This is a genomic window from Rhizobium sp. 01N48 (assembly GCF_056399145.1).
The window spans coordinates 697,130-718,890 of record NZ_JBFTQT010000001.1; the positions used below are offsets into that span (position 1 = coordinate 697,130).

Consider the following 21,761-nt stretch of genomic DNA (forward strand, 5'->3'; position numbering starts at 1 on the left):
CGGCCTTTCTTGTTTCCGACGGTGCTTATTTCAGGGGCGGGAGAGCGACGGTTGCCGTGATGAAATCGGCAATGGCAAGCGTGTCGTCGAGGTCGAAGACGGGCAGGGCGGTGTCGGCGACCGGATGATCGGCGGCGATGGCGACGATATGGGGATCGCCTGACGCCAGCGGTTCGCGGTTTGCCGATTCCAGCCGGCGGGCCTCGATCTTCGGGATCGGCTCGCGCTTGTAGCCCTCGATGAGGACGAGATCACAGGGGGCGATACGGGCGAGGATTTCCTCGAAACTCGGTTCGGCTGCGCCGCGCAGCTCGTGCATGATGGCGTAGCGCGTGCCGGAGACGATCGTCACTTCATGGGCGCCCGCCTGGCGGTGGCGGTAGCTATCGGCGCCGACCTTGTCGATGTCGAAGTCATGGTGGGCATGCTTGATCGTCGAAATCCGGTAGCCGCGGCGGGTGAACTCTTCGACGAGACGAACCGCAAGCCCTGTCTTGCCGGAGTTCTTCCAGCCGGAAATGCCGAAGATCCTTGGCCGCTCGGTCATGTCAGCACCTTCATCCAGCGCTCTGCCTCGGCGAGGTCATCGGGCGTGTTGACGTTGAAGAACGGGTCAAGCAGGCTTGCCCGCGTCGGGCGCAGCGGGAAGGCAACTTCCGTAACGTCATGCCGTAACAGGAAGTCGCGAACGCGGCGCTTCTCGTCGGTTGCGATCCAGCTTTCGAGGTCGTCGGCAAGCGCCACCGGCCACAGGCCGAAGACGGGATGGCTGCGGCCCTCGGAGGTGGCGATGGTGATTCGCGTGGGCGTGTCGATGGCGGCTGCCAGCCAGTCGACGAGATCGTGCGGGAAGAACGGGCTGTCGACGGACACGGTCGCGACATGCGTGACGGCCGGCAGGCTTGCGGCATGCGCCATGGCGGCGTGGATGCCGGCCATCGGGCCGGCCTTGCCGGGGACGATATCGGGAATAAAGGGGCGGTTGCAGCAATCAGGCGCGGCGTCGGCATTGACCGCGACGGAGAGGACCTGCGGCGACAGCTGCTCGATGACGCGATCGAGCAGCGTGCGGCCCGACAGCGTGACGCCTGCCTTGTCGCGGCCCATGCGCGAGGAGCGTCCACCGGCAAGCACGACGCCTGGAATGTTGGATCGGTCGAGCGTGAAGCCGCTCGCTGAGTTGAGGATCGGGGGCTTGGCCATCAGACCGGTACTCTCGGTTCGGATTCCTGTGCGACCGGCGCGCCGCGCCGCTTGGCCTCACGGTAGAAGGTATAGAGCCCGGAGGCGATGACGATCGCGGCGCCGATCACGGTCCAGCTGTCTGGAACTTCGAAGAAGAAGAGCCAGCCGAGCAGCGCCGAGAAGATGAGGCTGGTGTAACGCAGCGGCGCGACGAAGGAGATTTCGCCGGTGCGCATCGCGGCGATGATGCACTGGTAGCCGACCAGCACCGTGATCGCAGCCACGGCAATATGCGAGAAGGACGTGGTCGTGACAGGTTTCCAGCCGCCGAGGACGGGCGTGAGCAGCGCACCGAATACGGTAACCGCCATCGCGGTGATGACCGTGATCATCAGCGAGGGGATTTCGGGATCGATCTTGCGGGTGGCAAGGTCGCGGCCGGCGGTGACGAGCACGCTCGCGATGCAAAGGAGTGCTGCCGCCGTAAAACCATCGGCATCGGGACGGACGATGATCAGCACGCCGATCAGGCCGGTGAAGATGGCCAGCATCCGCCGCCAGCCGACGGGTTCGCCGAAGAACAGCACCGCGCCGAAGGTGACCACCAGAGGCAGCGATTGCAGAATGGCGGATGCATTGGCAAGCGGCATCATGCCGAGCGCGGTGATATAGGTTGCAGCGGCCAGAATTTCGCAGATGACGCGGGTGGCGACCATGGGCTGCAGCAGGATGCGCCAGGAACGCAATGCGCCCATGTGGCGCGCAATCAGATAGACCAGCGCGCTGGTGATGACGCCGCGCATGCACATGATCTGGCCCGCGTTCATTTCCGATATGACCGATTTCGACAGCGCATCGCCCGCGGAAAAGAAGGCCATCGCGATCGTCATGTAGATCGCACCCTGAGTATTGCTTGACCGCGGCATAAAGAGATTCCGATTCCACCCCGCGCTCTTGTAGTGCGAGAGCGGGGCGATTGGAATCGAATGCTGGACATAGCCGCCATAATTCGATTGCGCAGTGCACAATGACGCCGCTCAATCGACTGCGCCTCGGCTGGTCACCCGCCGGTGACGCTCATGTGGCGGCTGACGGCGGGGCGGTTATGGGTGCGGTCGATGATGAAGTCGTGGCCCTTGGGCTTGCGGGAGATCGCCTCGTCGATCGCCGCAAAGAGCAATCCGTCGTCTTCGGTGGCGCGCACGGCCGAGCGCAAATCGGCGGCGTCGTTCTGGCCGAGGCACATGTAGAGCGTGCCGGTGCAGGTCAGGCGCACGCGGTTGCAGCTCTCGCAGAAATTATGGGTCATCGGCGTGATGAAGCCCATGCGGCCGCCGGTTTCCTCGACGGTGACATAGCGGGCGGGGCCACCGGTGCGGTAGCCGATTTCGCTCATTGTGAACTGCTTTTCGAGATCGGCGCGCAGCTTGGAGAGCGGCAGATAGCGATCCGTGCGGTCCTCCTCGATCTCTCCCATCGGCATGGTTTCGATCACGGTCAGATCCATGCCGCGACCATGGGCGAAGCGGATCATCTCGGGCATCTCGACGTCGTTGAAATCCTTGAGGGCGACGGCGTTGAGCTTGATGTGCAGGCCCGCCTTCTGGGCGGCGTCGATGCCTTCCATGACCTTGTGGAAGTCGCCCCAGCGGGTGATCTCGCGGAACTTGTCGGGATTGAGCGTATCCAGCGACACGTTGATGCGGCGAACGCCGCAATCATAGAGCTCGTCGGCATAGCGCGCGAGCTGCGAGCCGTTGGTGGTCAGCGTCAGCTCGTCGAGACCGGAGCCGATCTGTTGGCCGAGTTGTCGCACCAGATGCATGATGTTCTTCCGCACCAGCGGCTCGCCACCGGTCAGTCTCAGCTTGCGGACGCCCTTGGCGATGAAGGCGGAACAGAGCCTGTTCAGCTCCTCCAACGTCAGAAGATCCTTCTTCGGCAGGAAGTTCATGTTCTCTGCCATGCAATAGGTGCAGCGAAAATCGCAGCGATCGGTCACCGAGACGCGCAGATAGGTGACGGCCCGCTGAAACGGGTCGATCATCGGTTTCGCGTCGGCCACGAGGGGCGCGGCGTTGGCGATCGTTCCAACCTTGCTGTTCACTACAGTCTCCAATCCATACTCAATGTGCGTACTGTGCAGCGCAACGTCAAGCAAGAGGCGGCACCCATACGCTAAATTGAACTTGCCTCAAAGAGGCGCATTGCCTACTCCTCGAAACGAAGAGGAGCACCATCATGAGCGACATCTGGCCGACAGAGCTGAAGGTGACGAAGGACCGGCAGCAGCTGGTCATCACCTTCAATAATGGTGAGAGTTTCACGCTCAGCGCCGAGATGCTGCGCGTGCTGTCGCCATCGGCGGAAGTGCAGGGCCATGGGCCGGGCCAGAAGGTCACCGTTCCCGGCAAGCGCAACGTTGCGATCATCTCGATGACGCCGACTGGCAATTATGCCGTCAGGATCGGCTTCGACGACATGCACGACACCGGCATATTCACATGGTCCTATCTGCACGAGCTTGGTGAGCGTGGCGAAGAGCTTTTCGCTGCCTACGAAAACGAGCTGCGGGAGAAGGGCATGACCCGCGACACTTCGGAAAAGCCGCGTTGATACGACGCCCAGGCTTGTCCGCAGCCAGGGTGACGCGTGTCATGCCCGCATCATCTTAGGCGGCTAATTATTGTTGTGAAACAAGGCGATGGCACGACCATGAAAATCATCGAGACCGTCGAGGAACTGGCTGAGATTTACGGCGGCGGCTTGTCGGAAGCTTCCGTGGCAAAGGTTACGAACCACCTGACGCCGCTCTACCGGCAGATGATCGAGGCGTCGCCATTCGTTGCGCTGGCGACCGTCGGCCCGGAGGGGCTGGACTGTTCTCCGCGCGGTGACCTCGGTGGCGTCGTGCGCGTTATCGATGACAAGGTGCTGCAGATGCCGGATTGGCGCGGCAATAACCGTGTCGATTCGCTGTCGAACATCGTGCGCGATCCCAGGCTTGCGCTGATGTTTCTCATCCCGGGGTCGAATACGACGATGCGGATCAACGGGCGCGGTGTCGTTTCCAACGACGAGGCGCTGCTCACCTCCTTCGAGATGGACGGCAAGCATCCGCGCACGGTTATCGTGGTGACGATCGAAGAGGTCTATTTCCAGTGCGCGCGGGCGCTGATCCGCTCCGAGCTGTGGAATCCCGACAATTTCGTCGATCCGAAAGGCCTTCCGACGCCAGGCCTTATGTTGAAGGCGGCAACGGAAGCGTTCGATCACGAGACCTATGATCGCGAATGGGCCGCACGCGCGGCCAAGACGATGTGGTAGCGATCAATATAAGGCCGCGGTTCGTCGCGGCTCAGGCCTTGTAGATCAGCCAGCTCTTGGTGAAGTCCTTCTGCATGCCGTCTTCGAAGAGGACGCTGCAGTTGCGGCCTGCGTTCTTGGCGCCGTAAAGGGCGACGTCGCTCTTGTGATAGAGCTCGCCCGCGTCTTCGGCGCTCGATGCCATGCAGATGCCGACCGATACCGTGACCGGTCCATAGTTGACGCGGGTGCGGGAATTCTTGAACGGCGTGGCTTCGAGTGTGCGGCGAATGCGCTCGGCGACGGCCATGACTTCGTCGGCCGTGTTGCCCTCGATGATCAGCGCGAACTCCTCGCCACCGGTGCGGGCGACGAAGACATCGCGGCGCACGTTGGCGCGGATGACCGAAGCGACCGTCGCGAGGATCTTGTCGCCGACGGGATGGCCATAGGTATCATTGATCTTCTTGAAGTTATCGATATCGGCGAGAACAAGCGCCGTGATCGGACGCATGGCCGGATTGTTGAAGACGGCGGCGAGGCGGTCGTCGAAAGCGCGGCGGTTGGAAAGGCGCGTCAGCGAATCCGTGTTGGCGATGCGCTTGTACTCGTCGAGTTCCTTGCGGACCTGATCCATTTCGTTGGAGCGCTGCACGACGTTTTCGACCGTGCGCTCACCATGCGCCATGGTGTGTCCGGTCGCCTCGGTCAGCAGATGCAAAGCATTCTGAATGAGGTCGACGCTGGACGTGTTCTTGGAGGTGATGCGGTTATAGGTCTCGCCAAGCAGTCTGTTGTAGCTTTCGAGCGAGGTCTGCTCCTGACGCAGAACGCGCAGGACCGATTCGAGTTCGGCGGCGATGCGGGTGTGGGCGTCGTCGAAGACGCGGCCGGCGCCGTGGCTGAAATGCTGCGCGCCGAGTTCGTCCAGCTCTTCCTGGGTCGCCTGGTTGCCAAGGGCCGCGAGATCGCGCGTCAGCGCCGGGTTGGAACCGATGTAGGCTTCGTAGAACAGTTCATAGTTTCGCGGAATGGGCGCAACACCCATGGAGCGCATCGCAAAAGTGATCTGGCTCGCCACATCGGGAACCTGCGTCTTTGGCGCCACAGCCGTCGTCATCCGGCCACTCCTTATGGTACATCTCAAAAGTCTTCTCTTATTTCTTAAGCTACAATTGTTTTGAAATGATTAAGGTTGGATATACCAGAGATTACATGTGAATTTTATTCGAATTGGCCGACTTGTTCTTATCTATATGATTTTTATATCGAAATCCAAGCGGAAGCGGAGCGTGTCTACGCGTCTTGAGGGTATCTTTCTTTAGATGACCTGAGCGAAATATTCGCCAGGCATCATCGCTGTCAACGATCCATTGACAATCGGTTTCCGATATCGGCTCTTTTGTGAACGATAGGGAAGTGGCAACTTGCATTTCAAGGCACCGTAGCGCCATGAGAAAGCAACACGCCATGCAAACGTCCCTTAACTCGCCTCCAGCCGTGCTCGCTGCCGCTGTTATTGCCGGATCTCTTTTCCTGATCCAGCAACAAGGCTTCTTTCATGGTGCATTTACTTCGGAAATACTGGCAAGCATCAATGCCGAAGATGTGCTTGTCGCGAGCGATACCATCGCGACAAGCAAAGGCCTATTGGAGGCCGATCAGGTGACCGGACTGGCCCACTGAACGATCAGCCGAGGTTGAATTCCTGGAAGAAGTCGTTGCCCTTGTCGTCGGTGACGATGAAGGCGGGGAAGTCCTCGACCTCGATCTTCCACACCGCTTCCATGCCGAGTTCCGGATATTCCAGCACCTCGACCTTGCGGATGCAATCCTGCGCGAGACGGGCAGCCGGGCCGCCGATGGAGCCGAGGTAGAAGCCGCCATGGGCCTTGCAGGCCTCGCGCACGGCGCGCGAGCGGTTGCCCTTGGCGAGCATGATCATCGAGCCGCCGAAGGACTGGAACTGATCGACATATGAGTCCATGCGGCCGGCCGTGGTCGGGCCGAAGGAGCCTGAGGCGTAGCCGGCGGGCGTCTTGGCGGGGCCTGCGTAGTAGACCGGGTGGTTCTTCATGTAATCCGGCATGCCTTCGCCCTTTTCCAGCCGCTCGCGGATCTTGGAGTGGGCGAGGTCGCGGGCGACGATGATGGTGCCCGTCAGCGACAGGCGGGTCTTCACCGGATGCTTGCTGAGTTCTGCAAGTATATCGGCCATCGGCTGGTTCAGGTCGATCTTTACCATCGATTCCGACAGCTTTGCCTCGTCGATCTCGGGCATATACTTCGATGGGTCCGTTTCCAACTGCTCGACGAAGATGCCGTCGCGGTTGATCTTGCCCTTTGCCTGGCGGTCGGCGGAACAGGAGACGCCGAGGCCGATCGGCAGCGAGGCGCCGTGGCGCGGCAGGCGGATGACGCGGACGTCATGACAGAAATACTTGCCGCCGAATTGCGCGCCGACGCCCATCTGCTGCGTCAGCTTGTGGATTTCCTTTTCCATCTCGACGTCGCGGAAGGCGTGGCCGCTTTCGGAACCCTCGGTCGGGAGATCGTCGAGATAGCGTGTCGAGGCGAGCTTGACTGTCTTCAGGTTCATCTCGGCCGAGGTGCCGCCGATGACGATCGCCAGATGGTAGGGAGGACAGGCTGCCGTACCCAGCGTGAGGATCTTCTCCTTGAGGAAGTCGATCATCCGGTCGTGCGTGAGCAGCGAGGGCGTGCCCTGGTAGAGGAAGGTCTTGTTGGCCGATCCGCCGCCCTTGGCGACGAAGAGGAAATTGTATTCGTCCGTACCTTCCTCGTAGATGTCGATCTGGGCCGGCAAGTTGTTCTTGGTGTTCTTCTCCTCGAACATCTTGATCGGCGCCAGCTGCGAGTAGCGCAGGTTCTTCTTCTCGTAGGCATCCATCACGCCCTTGGCGAGTGCCGAGTAATCCTCGCCCTCGGTCCAGACGCGGCGGCCTTTCTTGCCCATGATGATCGCTGTGCCGGTGTCCTGGCACATGGGAAGGATGCCGCCGGCGGCGATGTTGGCGTTCTTCAACAGATCGTACGCGACGAAGCGGTCGTTATCGGTGGCTTCGGGGTCGTCGAGTATGGAAGCGAGCTGCTTCAGGTGGCCGGGGCGCAGCAAGTGGTTGATGTCGGCGAAGGCCGTCTCGGCAAGCAGACGGATGCCCTCGGGCTCGACGGTCAGGATATCCTGGCCCTTGAAGCTGTCGACAGAGACGTGGTCGCTGCTGATCTTGCGGTACTGGGTGGAGTCTTTGCCGAGGGGGAAGAGATCGTCAGCCATCGAATGACCTTTCGTGCGGGCCGGAATGGAAATCGCAGACGGTCTATGCGGGCATCTTGCCAATTGCAATCATTCTAAAACCTTCGAGAAATGCTCAAGAATGCATGAAAAAACACCGCCACGGAGGCCGTGGCGGTGTCTGGTGGTTCATCGATGATCCGGGATGGCGCTTACTTCGGGCCGATCATTGTTTCCGGGCGAACGTACTGATCGAACTCCTCGTTCGTCAGGTAACCGCCGCCGACGGCTTCCTCGCGCAGCGTCGTGCCGTTCTTGTGCGCGATCTTGGCGATCTTGGCGCAGATGTCGTAGCCGAGGCGGCCGTTGAGCGCCGTCACCAGCATCAGGGAGTTCTCGACGCCCTTCTTGATATTGTCCTCGCGGGCTTCGATGCCGACGACGCAATTGTCGGTGAAGGAGACGGCGGCGTCGCCGAGCAGCTGCACCGACTGCAAGAAGTTATAGGCCATCATCGGATTGTAGACGTTGAGCTCGAAGTGGCCCTGGCTGCCGGCGAAGGTCAGAGCTGCGTTGTTGCCGAAGACGTGGGCGCAGACCTGCGTCAGCGCTTCCGACTGCGTCGGGTTGACCTTGCCGGGCATGATCGAGGAGCCGGGCTCGTTTTCCGGCAGCGACAGCTCGCCGAGGCCGGCGCGTGGGCCGGAGCCGAGGAAGCGGATGTCGTTGGCGATCTTGAAGAGGGCAGCCGCCGCCGCGTTGATCGCGCCATGAGCGAAGACCATCGAGTCATGCGAGGCCAGCGCCTCGAACTTGTTCGGCGCGGTGACGAAGGGCAGGGCGGTGATGGCTGAGATCTCTTCCGCGACCTTCTCCGCGAATCCGATCGGGGCGTTGAGGCCAGTGCCGACGGCCGTGCCGCCCTGGGCGAGCTTGGAGAGTGCGGGCAGCGTCAGCTCGATATTGGCGATCGCGGAGGCGACCTGCGCGGAATAGCCGGAGAATTCCTGGCCGAGCGTCAGCGGCGTCGCGTCCTGCGTATGCGTGCGGCCGATCTTGATGATGTGGCTGAACTCGGTGACCTTCATGTCGAGCGCGGCATGGAGATGCTTAAGGCCCGGCAGCAGGTGGTGGACGATCTGCTCGACGCAGGCGATGTGCATGGCCGTCGGGTAGGTGTCGTTCGACGACTGGCTCATATTGACGTGGTCGTTCGGATGCACCGGCTTCTTCGAGCCCATGACGCCGCCGAGCATTTCGATCGCGCGGTTGGAGATCACCTCGTTGGCGTTCATGTTCGACTGCGTGCCGGAGCCGGTCTGCCAGACAACCAGCGGGAAGTGGTCGTTGAGCTTGCCGTCGATGACTTCCTGGGCGGCGTCGATGATGGCGTTGCCGACTGCCGGTTCCAGCTTGCCGAGCGCCATGTTGGCGCGGGCGGCGGCCTGCTTGACGATGCCCAGCGCGCGCACGATCGACAGCGGCTGCTTCTCCCAACCGATCTTGAAATTGCCTAGCGAGCGCTGCGCCTGCGCGCCCCAATACTTGTCGCTTTGTACTTCAATCTCGCCGAAAGTATCGGTTTCGATACGGGTGGAAGTCATGGCCATGCCTTTCTTTCGCGTGAGCGGCTGCGGAGATGCCGTCTTATAGGTCTCAAGCCAACCCAAGAAAACAGCGGCGATCAAAAAATATGAGCCGCGAAGTCATATTAGCGGCTGCGCTATACGTGGTTTTTTGGCCACGTCTTATTTTTTATCTAACAACGTCTTTTGGGGGACTGTGTGAGCAGGCGAAAATAAAGTAAAAAATTAACCAATAATTTCATAATTTTGTGTGAACTGGCGGGAGGCGGCGGGTTTGCTACGTTACGGAAGAGTGAGTTCTTCGAGGCTGGCGGTGGCGTCCCGTTTCTGCCATGTCACCTGACAGCGACGGGTGAGTAAAGAGTTTGAGCTGGGCGATGCCCATGACCGAAGACAGCATGAGACTGGGACTGGAAAAAGCATGAGATTCTTCTTGAAAGGTGCGGTTTCCGCACTGGCACTTTCCTGCGGCATGGCCGCTATGGGTGTCGCACCCGCGCATGCCTATACGCTGATGGACATGATCCGAGGTGATCGTGCCCGCACCCAGAGCACCATCATCAATCCGGCTCCCGAAGTGCTGCCGCCGCAGGTCAATACCAGCGCACCGCTGCCGAAGGTGTCCGCACCGCGTTACTACACCTACAAGGTGGATCCGATGCGGCTTGTCGATACCGGCAAGTTCACGGATCCCGTCGTCACCGGCGCGGTTGCAGCCGTCGGTACGCCGAGCGATGCCACGCCGTCGGTGCAGCGTCGTTATCTGATCGATGCCAAGGTTCGCGCCCCTGTCGAAGTCGCCAAGGCGCTCGAGACTTACTACGGCGACACCAAGAACGAACTGGTCTGGCTGACCGGCACCGAGGTCAACGATCGCGCCAAGGCGGCGATGGCCTTCCTCGCCAATGCCGGCTCCGTCGGGCTCGACCCGGCCGACTATGCCGTCGAGGTTCCCGCTGTCGATCCGGCCAATCCTGATCCCGCGATGCGCGACCGCGCGCTGACGCAGTTCGAGCTGGCGCTGTCGGCCAAGGTTCTGGCCTATGTGCAGGATACGATCCGTGGCCGCGTCGACCCGAACAAGCTTTCCGGCTATCACGATTTCGCCCGCAAGACGGTCAATCTCGATCCGGTGCTGAAGCTGGCGCGGATGAGCCCCGATGTCGACGCCTATCTCTCGAGCCGCACGCCGAATGGTCCGCAGTTCTCAGCACTGCAGGCCGAGCTTGCCAAGCTGAAGGGCGAAGGCAATGGCGAGCAGCCGATCAAGATCGAACTGAGCGGCGTTCTCCATCCCGGCGAAACGTCTTCGGAAATCCCCAACATCGTCAAGGCGATCGACAAGCACGGCTCGGCCGCGCTGAAGAGCGAGAACGCGGCGACGCTGGCTGCCTACACCGGTGGTGTCGATTACTCGCCGGAGATCGTGACGCTGGTCGAAGCCTTCCAGAAGGAACATGGCCTGAAGCCCGACGGCATCGTCGGCCAGGCGACCGTTCGCACGATGACTGGCGGCGACAGCAACAGCTCGAAGATCGAGAAGGTTGTCGTGGCGATGGAACAGGCCCGCTGGCTGCCGGCCGATCTCGGCCCGCGCTACGTCTTCATCAACCAGCCGGCCTTCATGGTCTACTACAACAACGACAACAAAGAACAGTTGTCGATGCGCGTGGTGATCGGCCAGCCGTCGCACCAGACGTTCTTCTTCCAGGACCAGATCCAGACGGTCGAATTCAACCCGTTCTGGGGCGTGCCGCAGTCGATCATCATCAACGAGATGTTGCCGAAGCTGCGCTCCGACCCGAACTATCTCGATCGCATGGGCTATGAAGTCGCCGTCGGCGGCCGCGCCGTGCCTTCTTCCAGCGTCGACTGGTACGGTTCAACCGCGAACGTCTCCGTGCGCCAGCCACCGAGCGGTGACAATGCGCTTGGCGAACTGAAGATCCTGTTCCCGAACGCGCATGCGATCTACATGCACGACACGCCGTCGAAGAGCTTCTTCAAGCGTGACATGCGCGCGCTGAGCCATGGCTGCGTCCGTCTTGCCGATCCGCGCGCGATGGCGGCTGCCGTCTTGAACACCACGGTCGACAAGATCGGCCAGGAGATCGCGACCGGCAAGAACCATGCGGTGCAGGTGCCGCAGAAGTTCCCCGTCTACATCGCCTACTTCACGGCTTGGCCGGACAAGAACGGCGTCGTTCAGTATTTCAACGACGTCTATGACCGCGACACCTACGTCCAGAAGGCCTTCGACGCCACGACCAAGGCACGCGGCGCCCAGATCTGATTTCAGACGCCGCGCGGCCCATCGGTCGCGCGGCGCCTTTCAAGCTGTCGATGTCTGGTGATATCGGCAATCAGCCGGCGTGCAGGAAGCGGATCGCTTCGTCGCGGCGGAAGAGATAGAGCAGGGTGCGCACGGCGTTGCCCCTTTCGGACGTCAGGTCAGGATCACGCTCGATCAGATAAGCCGCATCCTTGCGGGCGATCTCCAGCAAATCGGCATGCGCCTCTAGGCTCGCAATCCTGAACCCCGGGGTTCCCGACTGCCGCGTTCCCAACAGTTCGCCTTCGCCGCGCAGCTTCAGATCCTCTTCGGCGATCCTGAAACCATCTTCCGTATCGCGCATGATCGTGAGACGCGCGTGGCCGGTTTCGCCGAGAGGGCCGCGATAGAGCAGAATGCAGGTCGATGCCTCGTCGCCGCGCCCGACGCGGCCGCGCAGCTGGTGAAGCTGTGCCAGACCGAAACGCTCGGCATGTTCGATGACCATGATCGTCGCATCCGGCACGTCGACGCCGACTTCCACCACCGTGGTCGCGACCAAGAGGCGAATCTCGCCTGACTTGAACGCCATCATCACCGCGTCCTTTTCCGCACCGCTCATACGGCCATGGATCAGGCCGATGCCTGGGCCAAGTGCTGAGACGAGCGTGGCGTGGCGCTCCTCGACGGACATCAGGTCGCTCTCTTCGGATTCCTCGACCAGCGGGCAGATCCAGTAGGCCTTCTTGCCGTCGGCGAGCGCCGCCTTCAGGCGTCCGACGATATCGCCGATGCGCTCGGTGGGGATGGTGATCGTCTGGATCGGCTTGCGGCCGGCGGGCTTTTCGGTGAGCTTGGAGACGTCCATGTCGCCGAAGGCGGCGAGCACCAGCGTGCGCGGGATCGGCGTTGCTGTCATGACCAGCATATGGGGCGTGATGCCCTTGGCGGTCAGGCGCAGGCGCTGGTGGACACCGAAGCGGTGCTGCTCGTCGACAACAGCCAGCATCAGGTTCTTGTAGTTGACGGTATCCTGGAACAGCGCGTGGGTGCCGATGACGATYTGGGCCTCGCCGGAAGCGATGCGCTCAAGGATTTCGTCGCGTTCCTTGCCCTTGGTACGGCCGGTCAGCACCTCGATGCGGATGCCGGCGGCGGCCGTGTATTTGGCGATGGTCGCGTGATGCTGGCGGGCGAGAATTTCGGTCGGTGCCATCAGCACGGCCTGGCCGCCGCTTTCGATGACCGCGGCCATCGCCATCAGCGCCACCAGCGTCTTGCCGGAGCCGACGTCGCCCTGCAACAGGCGCAACATGCGATCGTCGCCGGCCATGTCCTTCAGGATCTGCGCGATCGCCTCGGTCTGGCTGCTGGTCGGCGAAAATGGCAGGGCTTCGAGGATCTGGCGGCTGAGATGGCCCGTCGCATGCACCGGCTGGCCGGAGACCTTGCGCAACCTTTGACGCACCAGCGCCAGTGACAGCTGGCCGGCCAGGAACTCGTCATAGGCGAGGCGGCGTCGGGCCGGCGCCTGCGGGTCTATATCGGCGGGGTCGCGCGGCTCATGCAGGCCGTGGAAGGCATCGGCGGTGGAGGGCAGGCCCTGCTTTTGGGCCAGCGCCGCATCGATCCATTCGGGGAACTCAGGCGTCTTCGGTAGGGCGGCTTCGATGATCTTGCGCAGCGTCTTCGGCGAAAGCCCCGCCGTCAACGGGTAGATCGGCTCGACCAGCGGCAGGTTCTCCGCTTCGCTGGCTTTGACGATGTAGTCGGGATGCACCATCGAGGCGCGACCGTTGAACCAGTCGATCTTGCCGCTGACGGTGACCTCTTCGTCGAGGGGGAGCTGTTTCTCCAGCCATGTCGACTGGCCGCGGAAGAAGACGAGCGTCAGCTCGCCGGTCTCGTCGTGCAGGAAGACGCGGTAGGGGACGTTGCTCTTCTTGTTCGGCGGCGGCTGGTGGCGGTCGACGCGGCCGGTGATGGTCACGATGGCGCCCTGCGGCGCGCGCGCGATGCCCGGCTGGTTGCGCCGATCGATCAGCGAGTGCGGCGCGTGGAAGAGCAGATCGACGACACGGCAATCCTCCGGCGTCTCGCGGCCGAAGAGCTTGGCGAGCAGTTCGGCGATCTTCGGGCCGACGCCGGGCAGGCCGGAGACGGAGGAGAACAGCGGATCGAGAATGGCGGGGCGCATGCCGGCAAAATGCGATGAACAATGCGTGCTTGGCAAGGCTGACAAGCAGCTTTCGAGGGTCTATAGAGGCGCATCAACAGGAAGCTATGCCATGACAGGTGTCACACTCTCGAGCGCCGATCTCGATCCCCGCCGCCGCCGGATACTGTTCCGCTGCTGGCATCGCGGCATCCGCGAGATGGATCTGGTGTTCGGCCAGTTCGCCGAGCGCGAGATCGCGGGCCTCTCGGATGAGGAGCTCGACGAGTTCGAGACGATCATGGCGGAAGAAGATAATGATCTGGTGCGCTGGATCATGGGAACCTGGCCGATCCCCGAGCGTTTCCAGACACCGATGTTTACGCGCCTGTGCGCCTACAAGCCCGATTTCGAATACCCCGCCGACAGCCTTCCCAGGAATGGATGATGATCCCCGGTTTTGATGCGAAGAAGCTGACGGCGCTCAACGTGCCGCTGACGATAGGCAATGTGCCGGCCGGATTGGAGCCGATGCTGCTGGCCGAGCTTGCGCGCGCCGGTGAACCGGTTGCCTATGTGCTCTCGGACGGGCAGCGCATGGCCGATCTGGAGCAGATGCTCGGTTTCGTCGCGCCCGATATCCCCGTTCTGACGCTGCCCGCCTGGGACTGTCTGCCTTACGACCGCGTGTCACCGAGCGCAGACACCTCCGCGCGCAGGCTCGCCGCACTCGGCGGGCTGATCGCGCATCGCAAGAAGCCGCATGCGGCAATCGTGCTGGTGACCGTCAATGCCATGCTGCAGAAGGTGGCGCCGCAGGATGTGATCGAGAGCCTGACGTTTTCGGCACGGCCGGGAAATCAGGTGCGGATGGACGACGTCGCTGGAAGGCTGGAGCGCAATGGCTTCGACCGCGTCGCCACGGTGCGCGAAGTCGGCGAATATGCGGTGCGCGGCGGTATCCTCGATGTCTTTGTGCCGGGCTCGGAAGAGCCGGTGCGGCTCGATTTCTTCGGCGATACGCTTGAGAGCATCCGCAGCTTCGATCCGGCCAGCCAGCGCACGACAGGGCAGGTGCGCTCGCTCGACCTCAACCCGATGAGCGAAGTGACGCTGACGCCCGATACGATCAGCCGTTTCCGCAAGAATTATCTCTCGACCTTCGGTGCCGCCACCCGCGACGACGCGCTGTATCTCGCGATCTCGGAAGGGCGGCGCTATCCGGGCATGGAGCACTGGCTGCCGCTGTTCTATGATCGGCTGGAGACGGTGTTCGACTATCTCAAGGGCTTCCGTCTTGTCACCGACCATACGGTGCGGGAAGCTGCCGAGGAGCGCTCGAAGCTGGTCTTCGACTATTACGATGCGCGCCTGAACTCGGGCAAGCCGGTGAAGGGCATGTCGCAGGGCACGCCCTACAAGCCCGTGGTGCCCGGCCAGCTCTATCTTGACGGCAAGACGTTTGCTGCAACGCTCGACGCCTTCGACGCGATGCGGATCACGCCGTTCAACGAGCATGAGGGCGAGGCGCGCCGCGTCGTCAATCTCGATGCCCGCCAGGGCGAACGCTGGGCGCGGCCGAGCGCCGAAGGCGGCGGCAATGCCGAGCGCGTCAACGTGTTCGACGTCGTCGTCAAGCATATCGCCGACAAGCGGGCGAGCGGCGCCAAGGTGCTGATCACCGCCTGGACGGAAGGGTCGCTGGAGCGCTTGCTACAGGTTCTCGCCGAGCACGGGCTGGCGCGGGTCAAGCCGATTGCGGCGCTGAAGGAGATCGACAAGCTCGATCAGGGCGAGGCGGCCGCCGGTGTCTACAGCCTGGAGACGGGCTTCGAGGTCGGCAATCTCATTGTCATCGGCGAGCAGGACATTCTCGGCGACCGCATGGTCCGCCGCTCCAAGCGCCGTAAGCGCGCAGCCGACTTCATCTCGGAGGTTGCGGGTCTCGACGAAGGTTCGGTCGTGGTTCACGCCGAGCACGGCATCGGCCGGTTCATCGGGCTCCGGACCATTCAGGCGGCTGGCGCGCAGCATGCGTGTCTGGAGCTGCAATATGCCGACGAGGCGAAGCTGTTCCTTCCCGTCGAAAACATCGATCTCCTGTCGCGCTATGGCGGCGAGGGGACGGAGGCTCAGCTCGACAAGCTCGGCGGTGGCGCATGGCAAATGCGCAAGGCCAAGCTCAAGAAGCGCCTGCTCGACATGGCAGACGGCCTGATCCGCATCGCCGCCGAGCGGCTGACGCGGCATGCGCCGGTGCTGACGACGCCTGAGGGGCTCTACGACGAGTTCGCCGCGCGCTTCCCTTACGACGAGACGGAAGACCAGGACAACGCCATCGAGGCGGTGCGCTCCGATCTCGGCGCCGGGCGGCCGATGGACCGCCTGGTCTGCGGCGACGTCGGCTTCGGCAAGACGGAAGTTGCGCTGCGCGCAGCCTTCGTGGCGGCGATGAACGGCATTCAGGTCGCGGTCGTGGTTCCGACGACGCTTCTGTCGCGCCAGCACTTCAAGACCTTCTCCGAGCGTTTCCGCGGATTGCCGGTGCGCGTGCAGCAGGCCTCGCGCCTCGTCGGCTCGAAGGAGTTGGCGCTGACGAAGAAGGAGATTGCGGACGGCAAGACCGATATCGTCGTCGGGACACATGCGCTGCTCGGCTCCGGCATCCAGTTCGCCAATCTCGGCCTTTTGATCATCGACGAAGAGCAGCATTTCGGCGTCAAGCACAAGGAGCGGCTGAAGGAGCTGAAGAGCGACGTTCACGTGCTGACGCTCTCGGCCACGCCGATCCCGCGCACGCTGCAGCTGGCGATGACCGGTGTTCGCGAGTTGTCGCTGATTACCACGCCGCCGGTCGACCGCATGGCGGTGCGCACCTTCATCTCGCCGTTCGATTCGCTCGTGATCCGCGAGACGCTGATGCGAGAGCATTATCGCGGCGGCCAGAGCTTCTATGTCTGCCCGCGTCTGGCCGATCTCGAAGAGGTTCACGCCTTCCTGCAGTCCGATTTGCCGGAGCTGAAGGTCGCCATCGCCCACGGCCAGATGCCGCCGGGCGAGCTCGAGGACATCATGAACGCCTTCTACGAGGGCCGTTACGACGTGCTGCTATCGACGACGATCGTCGAATCCGGTCTCGACGTGCCGACGGCCAATACGCTGATCGTGCACCGCGCCGACATGTTCGGTCTGGCGCAGCTCTATCAGCTGCGTGGCCGCGTCGGTCGCTCCAAGGTGCGCGCCTTCGCGCTGTTCACGCTGCCTGTGAACAAGGTGCTGACGGCGACGGCGGAGCGCCGCCTGAAGGTGCTGCAATCGCTTGATACGCTCGGCGCCGGATTCCAGCTCGCGAGCCACGACCTTGATATTCGCGGCGCCGGCAACCTGCTTGGCGAGGAGCAGTCCGGCCACATCAAGGAGGTCGGCTTCGAGCTCTACCAGCAGATGCTGGAAGAGGCGGTGGCCGAGGTGAAGGGTGTCGACGAGATCCAGGATACCGGCTGGTCACCGCAGATTTCGGTGGGCACGTCGGTGATGATCCCCGATGGCTACGTTCCGGATCTGCATCTGCGCATGGCGCTCTATCGGCGCCTCGGCGAGATCACCGAGCTCAAGGAGATCGATGCCTTCGGCGCCGAGATGATCGACCGCTTCGGGCCGATGCCGATCGAGGTGCAGCATCTGCTGAAGATCGTCTACGTCAAGTCGCTCTGCCGTATCGCCAATGTCGAGAAGGTGGATGCCGGGCCGAAGGGCGTGGTTATCCAATTCCGCAACAAGGAATTCCCGAACCCCGGCAATCTGGTGGGTTATATCGCCAAGCAGGGCTCGATGGCGAAGATCCGTCCCGACCACAGCGTGTTCCTGACCCGCGACCTGCCGACGCCGGAGAAGCGGCTGCAGGGAGCGGCAGTGATCATGACGCAGCTGGCGGAGCTGGCGAAGGGCTAAGGCAAATCGGGACGGAAGGCCTCAGCTTTCCGTCCCGATTTGCATGCAACAATATCGAAAAACCGGTCGATCAGTTCATCCCGGCGCGGGCTTCGGCCTTGGCCTTGGCGATATCGCGCAGCGCGCCGGCGATGACATCAGGGGTCTGGGCGCCGCTGACGGCGTATTGCTGGTCGAAGATGAAGAAGGGGACGCCGTTGACGCCCATCTTCTGCGCCGATTCGATTTCCTCGACGACGAGACCCTTGTCGGCTTCGGAGGCAAGCAGTGAGGCGGTCACGGCGCGGTCGAGGCCGGATTTTTCCGCGATGTCGAGCAGCACGGCGTGATCGCCGACATTCAGGCCCTGCTCGAAATTCGCCTTGAACAGCCCATCGACCACCTTATCGGCCTTGTCGCGATCCTCGATCATCGCCCAGTGAATGAGGCGGTGGGTGTCGAGCGTGTTCGGGCCGATCTTGATGGCGTCGAAATTGAAACTGATTCCGACCTCGCGGCCGAGCTCGGTCAGCATCTTGTGCCCTTCGGCGACACGCTCGGCACCGCCGAGCTTCTTTTCGAGCGCTGCCTTCTGGTCGACGCCTTCCGGGGGATAATCCGGGTTGAGGCGATAGGGGCGCCAATTGACGTCGACGCCGACTTCGTCCTGGACTTCCGCGATCGCGAGTTCCAGCCGGGCCTTGCCGAGATAGCACCAGGGGCAGACGACATCCGAGACGACGTCGATGACTATGCGTTCCATGGGTTTTCCTTTCCCGGGTTTGCTAGGCCCCAAATGGGCGTTTGGAGCCATCTAGTCGCTGCGGGCGGCCAGTTCAACCAGGCAGGAAAAGAGAACCGCCTGTTATTGTACGCTCTGATCCCACCAAGCCGGCAGCTGGTAGCCGTAGAGCGGCACCTGGTCGGGGTGGCCGATGCGCTTGCTGCGCGCGACCCACTGGTTGTCGACGTGATAGAGCGGCAACACGTAATAGCCGGACAGGAGCAGTCGGTCGTGCGAGCGGACGGCGGCGGTGAAATCTTCGGCCGAACGCGCATTGAGGATGTGCTGGATCAGCGTATCGACATCGGGATCGGCGACGCCTGCGAAATTGTCGGTGCCATCGCGATCCCGCGAGGCGGACGACCAGCGGCCAACCTGCTCGATGCCTGGGGATAGCGACGAGGTGAAGGATTTGACGATTACATCGTAGTCGAAAGTGTTGGTGCGGCTCTGATACTGCGAATCATCGACCGTGCGGATCGAGGCGTTGATGCCGAGCAGTTGCAGTGAGCGCTGGTAGGAGACCGCGAGTTTTTCCTGGTCGGTGTTCTGCGTCATGATCTCGAAGGCGAGCGGGCGGCCATTGGCGTCGCTCATCTTGCCGTTCTTGATCGTGTAGCCGGCCTCCTTGAGAAGCGCGACAGCCTGCTTCAGCACATTGCGGTCGCGGCCGGAGCCATCGGTCACGGGAAGCTTGTAGGTGCCATCGAGGATGGCGGGATCGATGCGATCCTTGATCGGGCCGAGCAGCTTCAGTTCGCGCTCGTCAGCGGGCACGCCGAAGCTGGAGAGGTCGGAGTTCTCCCAATAGCTTTGCGTCCTGATATAGGCGCTGGAGAAGAGGTTCTTGTTGGCCCATTCGAAATCGAAAATCAGCGACAGGCCCTCGCGCAGCTTCACGTTATCGAAGAGCGGCCGGCGGGTGTTGAAGACGAAGCCGAACATGCCAGAAGGCAGCTTGGGCTGAAACGTATCCTTGACGACATTGCCCGATGTGACCGCCGGGAAATTATAGGCGCTCGCCCAATGGCCGGGGCTGCCATCCGGATAGATATCGACATCGCCCTTCTTGAACGATTCGAATAGTGTCGTGTCCTGCAGAAAATACTGGACGGTGATCTGGTCGTAATTGTCGAGGCCGACCTTGGCCGGGAGATCTTTGCCCCAGTAATTCGGGTCGCGCTCGAAGGTGATGCTTTCGCCCGGCTTCAGCGACTTGATCTTGTAGGGACCGGAGCCAATCAGCGGCTTCAGCGTCGAGCGGTCGAAATTCTCCGCGTCGATCGCGTGCTTGGGGAGAATGGGCGTCGAGCCGGCGAGAATCAGCGGGAATTCGCGGTCGGCCTTGTCGTTGAAGGTGAAGCGGACGCTGTGATCGCCGACCTTCTCCATCTTGTCGACGGCATTGAGGCGCGTGCTGAACGGCACGCGGCCCTTCTCCTTCAGGATATTGAAGGAGAAGATGACATCATCGGGCGTGACCGGCTGGCCGTCCGACCATTTGGCGTCTGGGTTAAGGTTGAACTGGATATAGGTCCTGTCGTCGTCCCATTCGACGGATTGCGCCAGGAGGCCATAGAGCGTGAAGGGCTCGTCGCGCGAGCGCAGCATCAGCGTTTCATAGACCAGATTGCCGTATTCGGGGTCCCACATGCCGCGCGCCGTGGTGCGCATGCTCTTCAGGATGAACGGGTTCAGGTTGTCGTAGGTGCCGACGACGCCATAGGAGATCTTGCCGCCCTTCTTCACGTCGGGATTGACGTAGGGCAGGTGCTTGAAATCTTGAGGCAGAGCAGGGGCGCCGTGCATTGCAATGCCATGCACGGGCTCGGCAGCGGCTACCCCGCAAACAAGGGTGAAGACGACGGGGAGAACGATCCGGAGCATAGTCGAAATCCTTTCCGGAAAACGGCGCGATTCGCGCGAAGACTACCATGCGGCCGGCCCAATTCACCATCCACGGCAAATTCTTTCCAGCGACGCCCAAAACGCCAAAGAAACACTGGAAATCTCCAGCAACGCGATGTAACAGGGACCCCGAAGTCGGGGGGTCATGCATTTGCCTCATTGTTTTAAGAGGTCAGATGCGAACAACCCTGTTGGTGAGGACGGCAAATGGGCTGTCCCAACGGGATATCAGGAGACGGAATTCGTTATGATGTTCAAGTCTGAAAAGAAAACACGGGCAGCCCTGTCCGTAATGGCAGTGATGCTTGGCGCCGCAGTGGCTCCGGTGTCTTCTTATGCGCAGGACGCGTCTGCCGACGCTGGCGCACAGGCTGCTGGCGCACCGCGCCTTGGTTGGTACAAGACCTGCAACAAGCAGGAAGACAACGACGTCTGCGTCGTGCAGAACGTTGTTCTGGCCACCGGCGGTCAGCTCGTTACGGGCGTTGGCCTCATCACCGTTTCCGGCAAGGTCAACAACAAGAGCCTGCAGGTTTCCGTTCCTCCGGCACGTCTGATCCCTCCGGGCATCGGCATGCAGATCGACGGCGGCAAGCCGCAGAAGATCGACTATCTGATGTGCATGCCGGATCGCTGCGTTGCGCAGATCCCGCTGACGGACGCCATGGTCGCCAGCCTGAAGAAGGGCACCGATCTGGTTCTGACCTCGATCAACTTCCGCCGTGCGCCGAACCCGATCAAGATTTCGCTTGAAGGCTTCACCGGCGCATTCGACGGCGAAGCGGTTTCCGCTTCCAAGCTCGCTGAAAGCCAGAAGAGCCTGCAGGACAGCATGCAGAAGAAGGCTGACGAAGCGCGCAAGAAGCTTGAAGACGCCCAGAAGGCTGCCAAGGCCCAGTAATTTCGATCCTCATGGATTGTCGAGAAACCCGGCTTCGAGCCGGGTTTTTTGTTGCCTACATTCCGGGTTCCGGCCAAAGAAAAACCCCGCCGGGAGGAGCGGGGTTTGAAATGGATATGCAGCGGCTTAGTGGGTGAAGCTCATCTTGGGTTTGAACTGCCCCGTCGGCGCCATATCGAAAATCTGGTAGACCTGTTCATTGCGAAGCGGTTCGCCGCTTTCGTCATTCATCAGGTTCTGTTCGGATACGTAGGCGACGTATTCATTTTCTTCGTTTTCGGCGAGCAAGTGGTAGAAGGGCTGGTCCTTGCTGGGGCGCACGTCGGCGGGAATAGAATTCCACCATTCTTCCGTATTCGCGAATTCCGGATCGACATCGAAGATGACGCCGCGAAACGGAAATACCTTGTGCCGAACCACTTCGCCGATACTGAACTTAGCTAGTCTTTCTTTCATGGTACGACTTCCTTTCATCACC

18 protein-coding genes are annotated in these 21,761 nt (G+C 61.7%); 7 read left to right on the forward strand and 11 right to left on the reverse strand.

Translation table 11 applies throughout. The features are described 5' to 3' along the window. Positions 1-25: 25 nt before the first annotated feature. The 4 genes from mobB to moaA all read right to left on the reverse strand — a co-directional run bounded on the left by mobB (position 26) and on the right by moaA (position 3,232). Complete coding sequence (mobB, locus tag AC1DOG_RS03585) at positions 26-547, reverse strand: molybdopterin-guanine dinucleotide biosynthesis protein B (protein ID WP_477926847.1); 522 nt, start codon at positions 545-547, stop codon at positions 26-28. Then, positions 544-1,203: a molybdenum cofactor guanylyltransferase MobA gene (gene mobA, locus AC1DOG_RS03590; protein WP_477926848.1), complete on the reverse strand. Its 660-nt coding sequence runs from the start codon at positions 1,201-1,203 to the stop codon at positions 544-546. The genes mobB and mobA overlap by 4 nt, the downstream gene beginning before the upstream one ends. After that, positions 1,203-2,111 carry a DMT family transporter gene (locus AC1DOG_RS03595; RefSeq protein WP_477926849.1) on the reverse strand — a complete coding sequence of 303 codons (909 nt, stop codon included), beginning with the start codon at positions 2,109-2,111 and terminating at the stop codon, positions 1,203-1,205. Before AC1DOG_RS03595 ends, mobA begins: the two co-directional genes overlap by 1 nt. A 134-nt stretch (positions 2,112-2,245) precedes the next feature. Continuing rightward, positions 2,246-3,232, reverse strand: a complete 987-nt coding sequence (moaA, locus tag AC1DOG_RS03600; protein WP_477926890.1) for a GTP 3',8-cyclase MoaA — start codon at positions 3,230-3,232, stop codon at positions 2,246-2,248. A 194-nt stretch (positions 3,233-3,426) separates the two neighbouring features. Here moaA and AC1DOG_RS03605 point away from each other — a divergent pair, with 194 nt between their 5' ends. Both AC1DOG_RS03605 and AC1DOG_RS03610 read left to right on the forward strand, forming a co-directional pair. Further along, positions 3,427-3,801: a gamma-butyrobetaine hydroxylase family protein gene (locus AC1DOG_RS03605; protein ID WP_113199950.1), complete on the forward strand. Its 375-nt coding sequence runs from the start codon at positions 3,427-3,429 to the stop codon at positions 3,799-3,801. Positions 3,802-3,900: 99 nt separating this feature from the next. Continuing rightward, positions 3,901-4,512, forward strand: a complete 612-nt coding sequence (locus tag AC1DOG_RS03610) for a pyridoxamine 5'-phosphate oxidase family protein (RefSeq protein WP_113011230.1) — start codon at positions 3,901-3,903, stop codon at positions 4,510-4,512. A 31-nt stretch (positions 4,513-4,543) separates the two neighbouring features. On the opposite strand, the gene AC1DOG_RS03615 is transcribed toward AC1DOG_RS03610, so the two are convergent. Then, positions 4,544-5,611, reverse strand: coding sequence for a GGDEF domain-containing protein (locus AC1DOG_RS03615; protein ID WP_018900569.1), 1,068 nt, complete (start codon positions 5,609-5,611; stop codon positions 4,544-4,546). Between the two features lie 332 nt (positions 5,612-5,943). Between AC1DOG_RS03615 and AC1DOG_RS03620 the strand changes: the two genes are divergently transcribed. Continuing rightward, the gene (locus tag AC1DOG_RS03620) at positions 5,944-6,177 is read left to right on the forward strand and encodes a hypothetical protein (protein WP_477926850.1); all 234 of its coding nucleotides are present in this window, start codon (positions 5,944-5,946) and stop codon (positions 6,175-6,177) included. Between the two features lie 4 nt (positions 6,178-6,181). Here AC1DOG_RS03620 and AC1DOG_RS03625 read toward each other — a convergent pair whose 3' ends face one another. Both AC1DOG_RS03625 and fumC read right to left on the reverse strand, forming a co-directional pair. Then, complete coding sequence (locus AC1DOG_RS03625; RefSeq protein ID WP_477926851.1) at positions 6,182-7,789, reverse strand: fumarate hydratase; 1,608 nt, start codon at positions 7,787-7,789, stop codon at positions 6,182-6,184. Positions 7,790-7,959: 170 nt separating this feature from the next. After that, complete coding sequence (gene fumC / locus AC1DOG_RS03630; RefSeq protein WP_477926852.1) at positions 7,960-9,351, reverse strand: class II fumarate hydratase; 1,392 nt, start codon at positions 9,349-9,351, stop codon at positions 7,960-7,962. A gap of 403 nt (positions 9,352-9,754) precedes the next feature. Between fumC and AC1DOG_RS03635 the strand changes: the two genes are divergently transcribed. Then, positions 9,755-11,626, forward strand: a complete 1,872-nt coding sequence (locus tag AC1DOG_RS03635) for a L,D-transpeptidase family protein (protein WP_477926853.1) — start codon at positions 9,755-9,757, stop codon at positions 11,624-11,626. 70 nt (positions 11,627-11,696) lie between these two features. Here the strand turns inward: AC1DOG_RS03635 and recG are convergent, their stop codons facing one another. Then, positions 11,697-13,802, reverse strand: coding sequence for an ATP-dependent DNA helicase RecG (gene recG, locus AC1DOG_RS03640; protein ID WP_477926854.1), 2,106 nt, complete (start codon positions 13,800-13,802; stop codon positions 11,697-11,699). Between the two features lie 91 nt (positions 13,803-13,893). On the opposite strand from recG, the gene AC1DOG_RS03645 reads away from it, so the two are divergent. Together AC1DOG_RS03645 and mfd are read left to right on the forward strand one after the other, a co-directional pair. Then, a complete protein-coding gene (locus AC1DOG_RS03645) occupies positions 13,894-14,208 on the forward strand; it encodes an FAD assembly factor SdhE (RefSeq protein WP_112980577.1) in 315 nt (104 codons plus the stop codon). Beyond that, positions 14,208-17,711 (forward strand): transcription-repair coupling factor, encoded by a 3,504-nt coding sequence (mfd, locus tag AC1DOG_RS03650; protein ID WP_477926855.1) that lies wholly within the window; start codon positions 14,208-14,210, stop codon positions 17,709-17,711. The genes AC1DOG_RS03645 and mfd overlap by 1 nt, the downstream gene beginning before the upstream one ends. Before the next feature lie 70 nt (positions 17,712-17,781). On the opposite strand, the gene AC1DOG_RS03655 is transcribed toward mfd, so the two are convergent. Beyond that, a complete protein-coding gene (locus AC1DOG_RS03655; protein WP_477926856.1) occupies positions 17,782-18,453 on the reverse strand; it encodes a DsbA family oxidoreductase in 672 nt (223 codons plus the stop codon). Positions 18,454-18,555: 102 nt separating this feature from the next. Then, positions 18,556-20,361, reverse strand: coding sequence for an extracellular solute-binding protein (locus AC1DOG_RS03660; protein ID WP_477926857.1), 1,806 nt, complete (start codon positions 20,359-20,361; stop codon positions 18,556-18,558). A 268-nt stretch (positions 20,362-20,629) separates the two neighbouring features. Between AC1DOG_RS03660 and AC1DOG_RS03665 the strand changes: the two genes are divergently transcribed. Further along, a complete protein-coding gene (locus tag AC1DOG_RS03665; RefSeq protein WP_111563521.1) occupies positions 20,630-21,283 on the forward strand; it encodes an invasion associated locus B family protein in 654 nt (217 codons plus the stop codon). Positions 21,284-21,409: 126 nt separating this feature from the next. Here AC1DOG_RS03665 and hspQ read toward each other — a convergent pair whose 3' ends face one another. Continuing rightward, positions 21,410-21,739 (reverse strand): heat shock protein HspQ, encoded by a 330-nt coding sequence (gene hspQ / locus AC1DOG_RS03670; protein WP_018900558.1) that lies wholly within the window; start codon positions 21,737-21,739, stop codon positions 21,410-21,412. Positions 21,740-21,761 lie beyond the last annotated feature (22 nt).

Excerpts from the sequence above, each read along its gene's own strand:
- AC1DOG_RS03635 (WP_477926853.1), top strand. The coding sequence starts at position 9,755 with ATGAGATTCTTCTTGAAAGGTGCGGTTTCCGCACTGGCACTTTCCTGC.
- AC1DOG_RS03655 (WP_477926856.1), bottom strand. The coding sequence starts at position 18,453 with ATGGAACGCATAGTCATCGACGTCGTCTCGGATGTCGTCTGCCCCTGG.
- AC1DOG_RS03625 (WP_477926851.1), bottom strand. The coding sequence starts at position 7,789 with ATGGCTGACGATCTCTTCCCCCTCGGCAAAGACTCCACCCAGTACCGC.
- AC1DOG_RS03660 (WP_477926857.1), bottom strand. The coding sequence starts at position 20,361 with ATGCTCCGGATCGTTCTCCCCGTCGTCTTCACCCTTGTTTGCGGGGTA.
- AC1DOG_RS03610 (WP_113011230.1), top strand. The coding sequence starts at position 3,901 with ATGAAAATCATCGAGACCGTCGAGGAACTGGCTGAGATTTACGGCGGC.
- AC1DOG_RS03665 (WP_111563521.1), top strand. The coding sequence starts at position 20,630 with ATGATGTTCAAGTCTGAAAAGAAAACACGGGCAGCCCTGTCCGTAATG.
- mfd (WP_477926855.1), top strand. The coding sequence starts at position 14,208 with ATGATCCCCGGTTTTGATGCGAAGAAGCTGACGGCGCTCAACGTGCCG.
- mobB (WP_477926847.1), bottom strand. The coding sequence starts at position 547 with ATGACCGAGCGGCCAAGGATCTTCGGCATTTCCGGCTGGAAGAACTCC.
- AC1DOG_RS03605 (WP_113199950.1), top strand. The coding sequence starts at position 3,427 with ATGAGCGACATCTGGCCGACAGAGCTGAAGGTGACGAAGGACCGGCAG.
- AC1DOG_RS03615 (WP_018900569.1), bottom strand. The coding sequence starts at position 5,611 with ATGACGACGGCTGTGGCGCCAAAGACGCAGGTTCCCGATGTGGCGAGC.
- moaA (WP_477926890.1), bottom strand. The coding sequence starts at position 3,232 with ATGATCGACCCGTTTCAGCGGGCCGTCACCTATCTGCGCGTCTCGGTG.
- hspQ (WP_018900558.1), bottom strand. The coding sequence starts at position 21,739 with ATGAAAGAAAGACTAGCTAAGTTCAGTATCGGCGAAGTGGTTCGGCAC.
- AC1DOG_RS03645 (WP_112980577.1), top strand. The coding sequence starts at position 13,894 with ATGACAGGTGTCACACTCTCGAGCGCCGATCTCGATCCCCGCCGCCGC.
- AC1DOG_RS03595 (WP_477926849.1), bottom strand. The coding sequence starts at position 2,111 with ATGCCGCGGTCAAGCAATACTCAGGGTGCGATCTACATGACGATCGCG.
- fumC (WP_477926852.1), bottom strand. The coding sequence starts at position 9,351 with ATGACTTCCACCCGTATCGAAACCGATACTTTCGGCGAGATTGAAGTA.
- AC1DOG_RS03620 (WP_477926850.1), top strand. The coding sequence starts at position 5,944 with ATGAGAAAGCAACACGCCATGCAAACGTCCCTTAACTCGCCTCCAGCC.
- mobA (WP_477926848.1), bottom strand. The coding sequence starts at position 1,203 with ATGGCCAAGCCCCCGATCCTCAACTCAGCGAGCGGCTTCACGCTCGAC.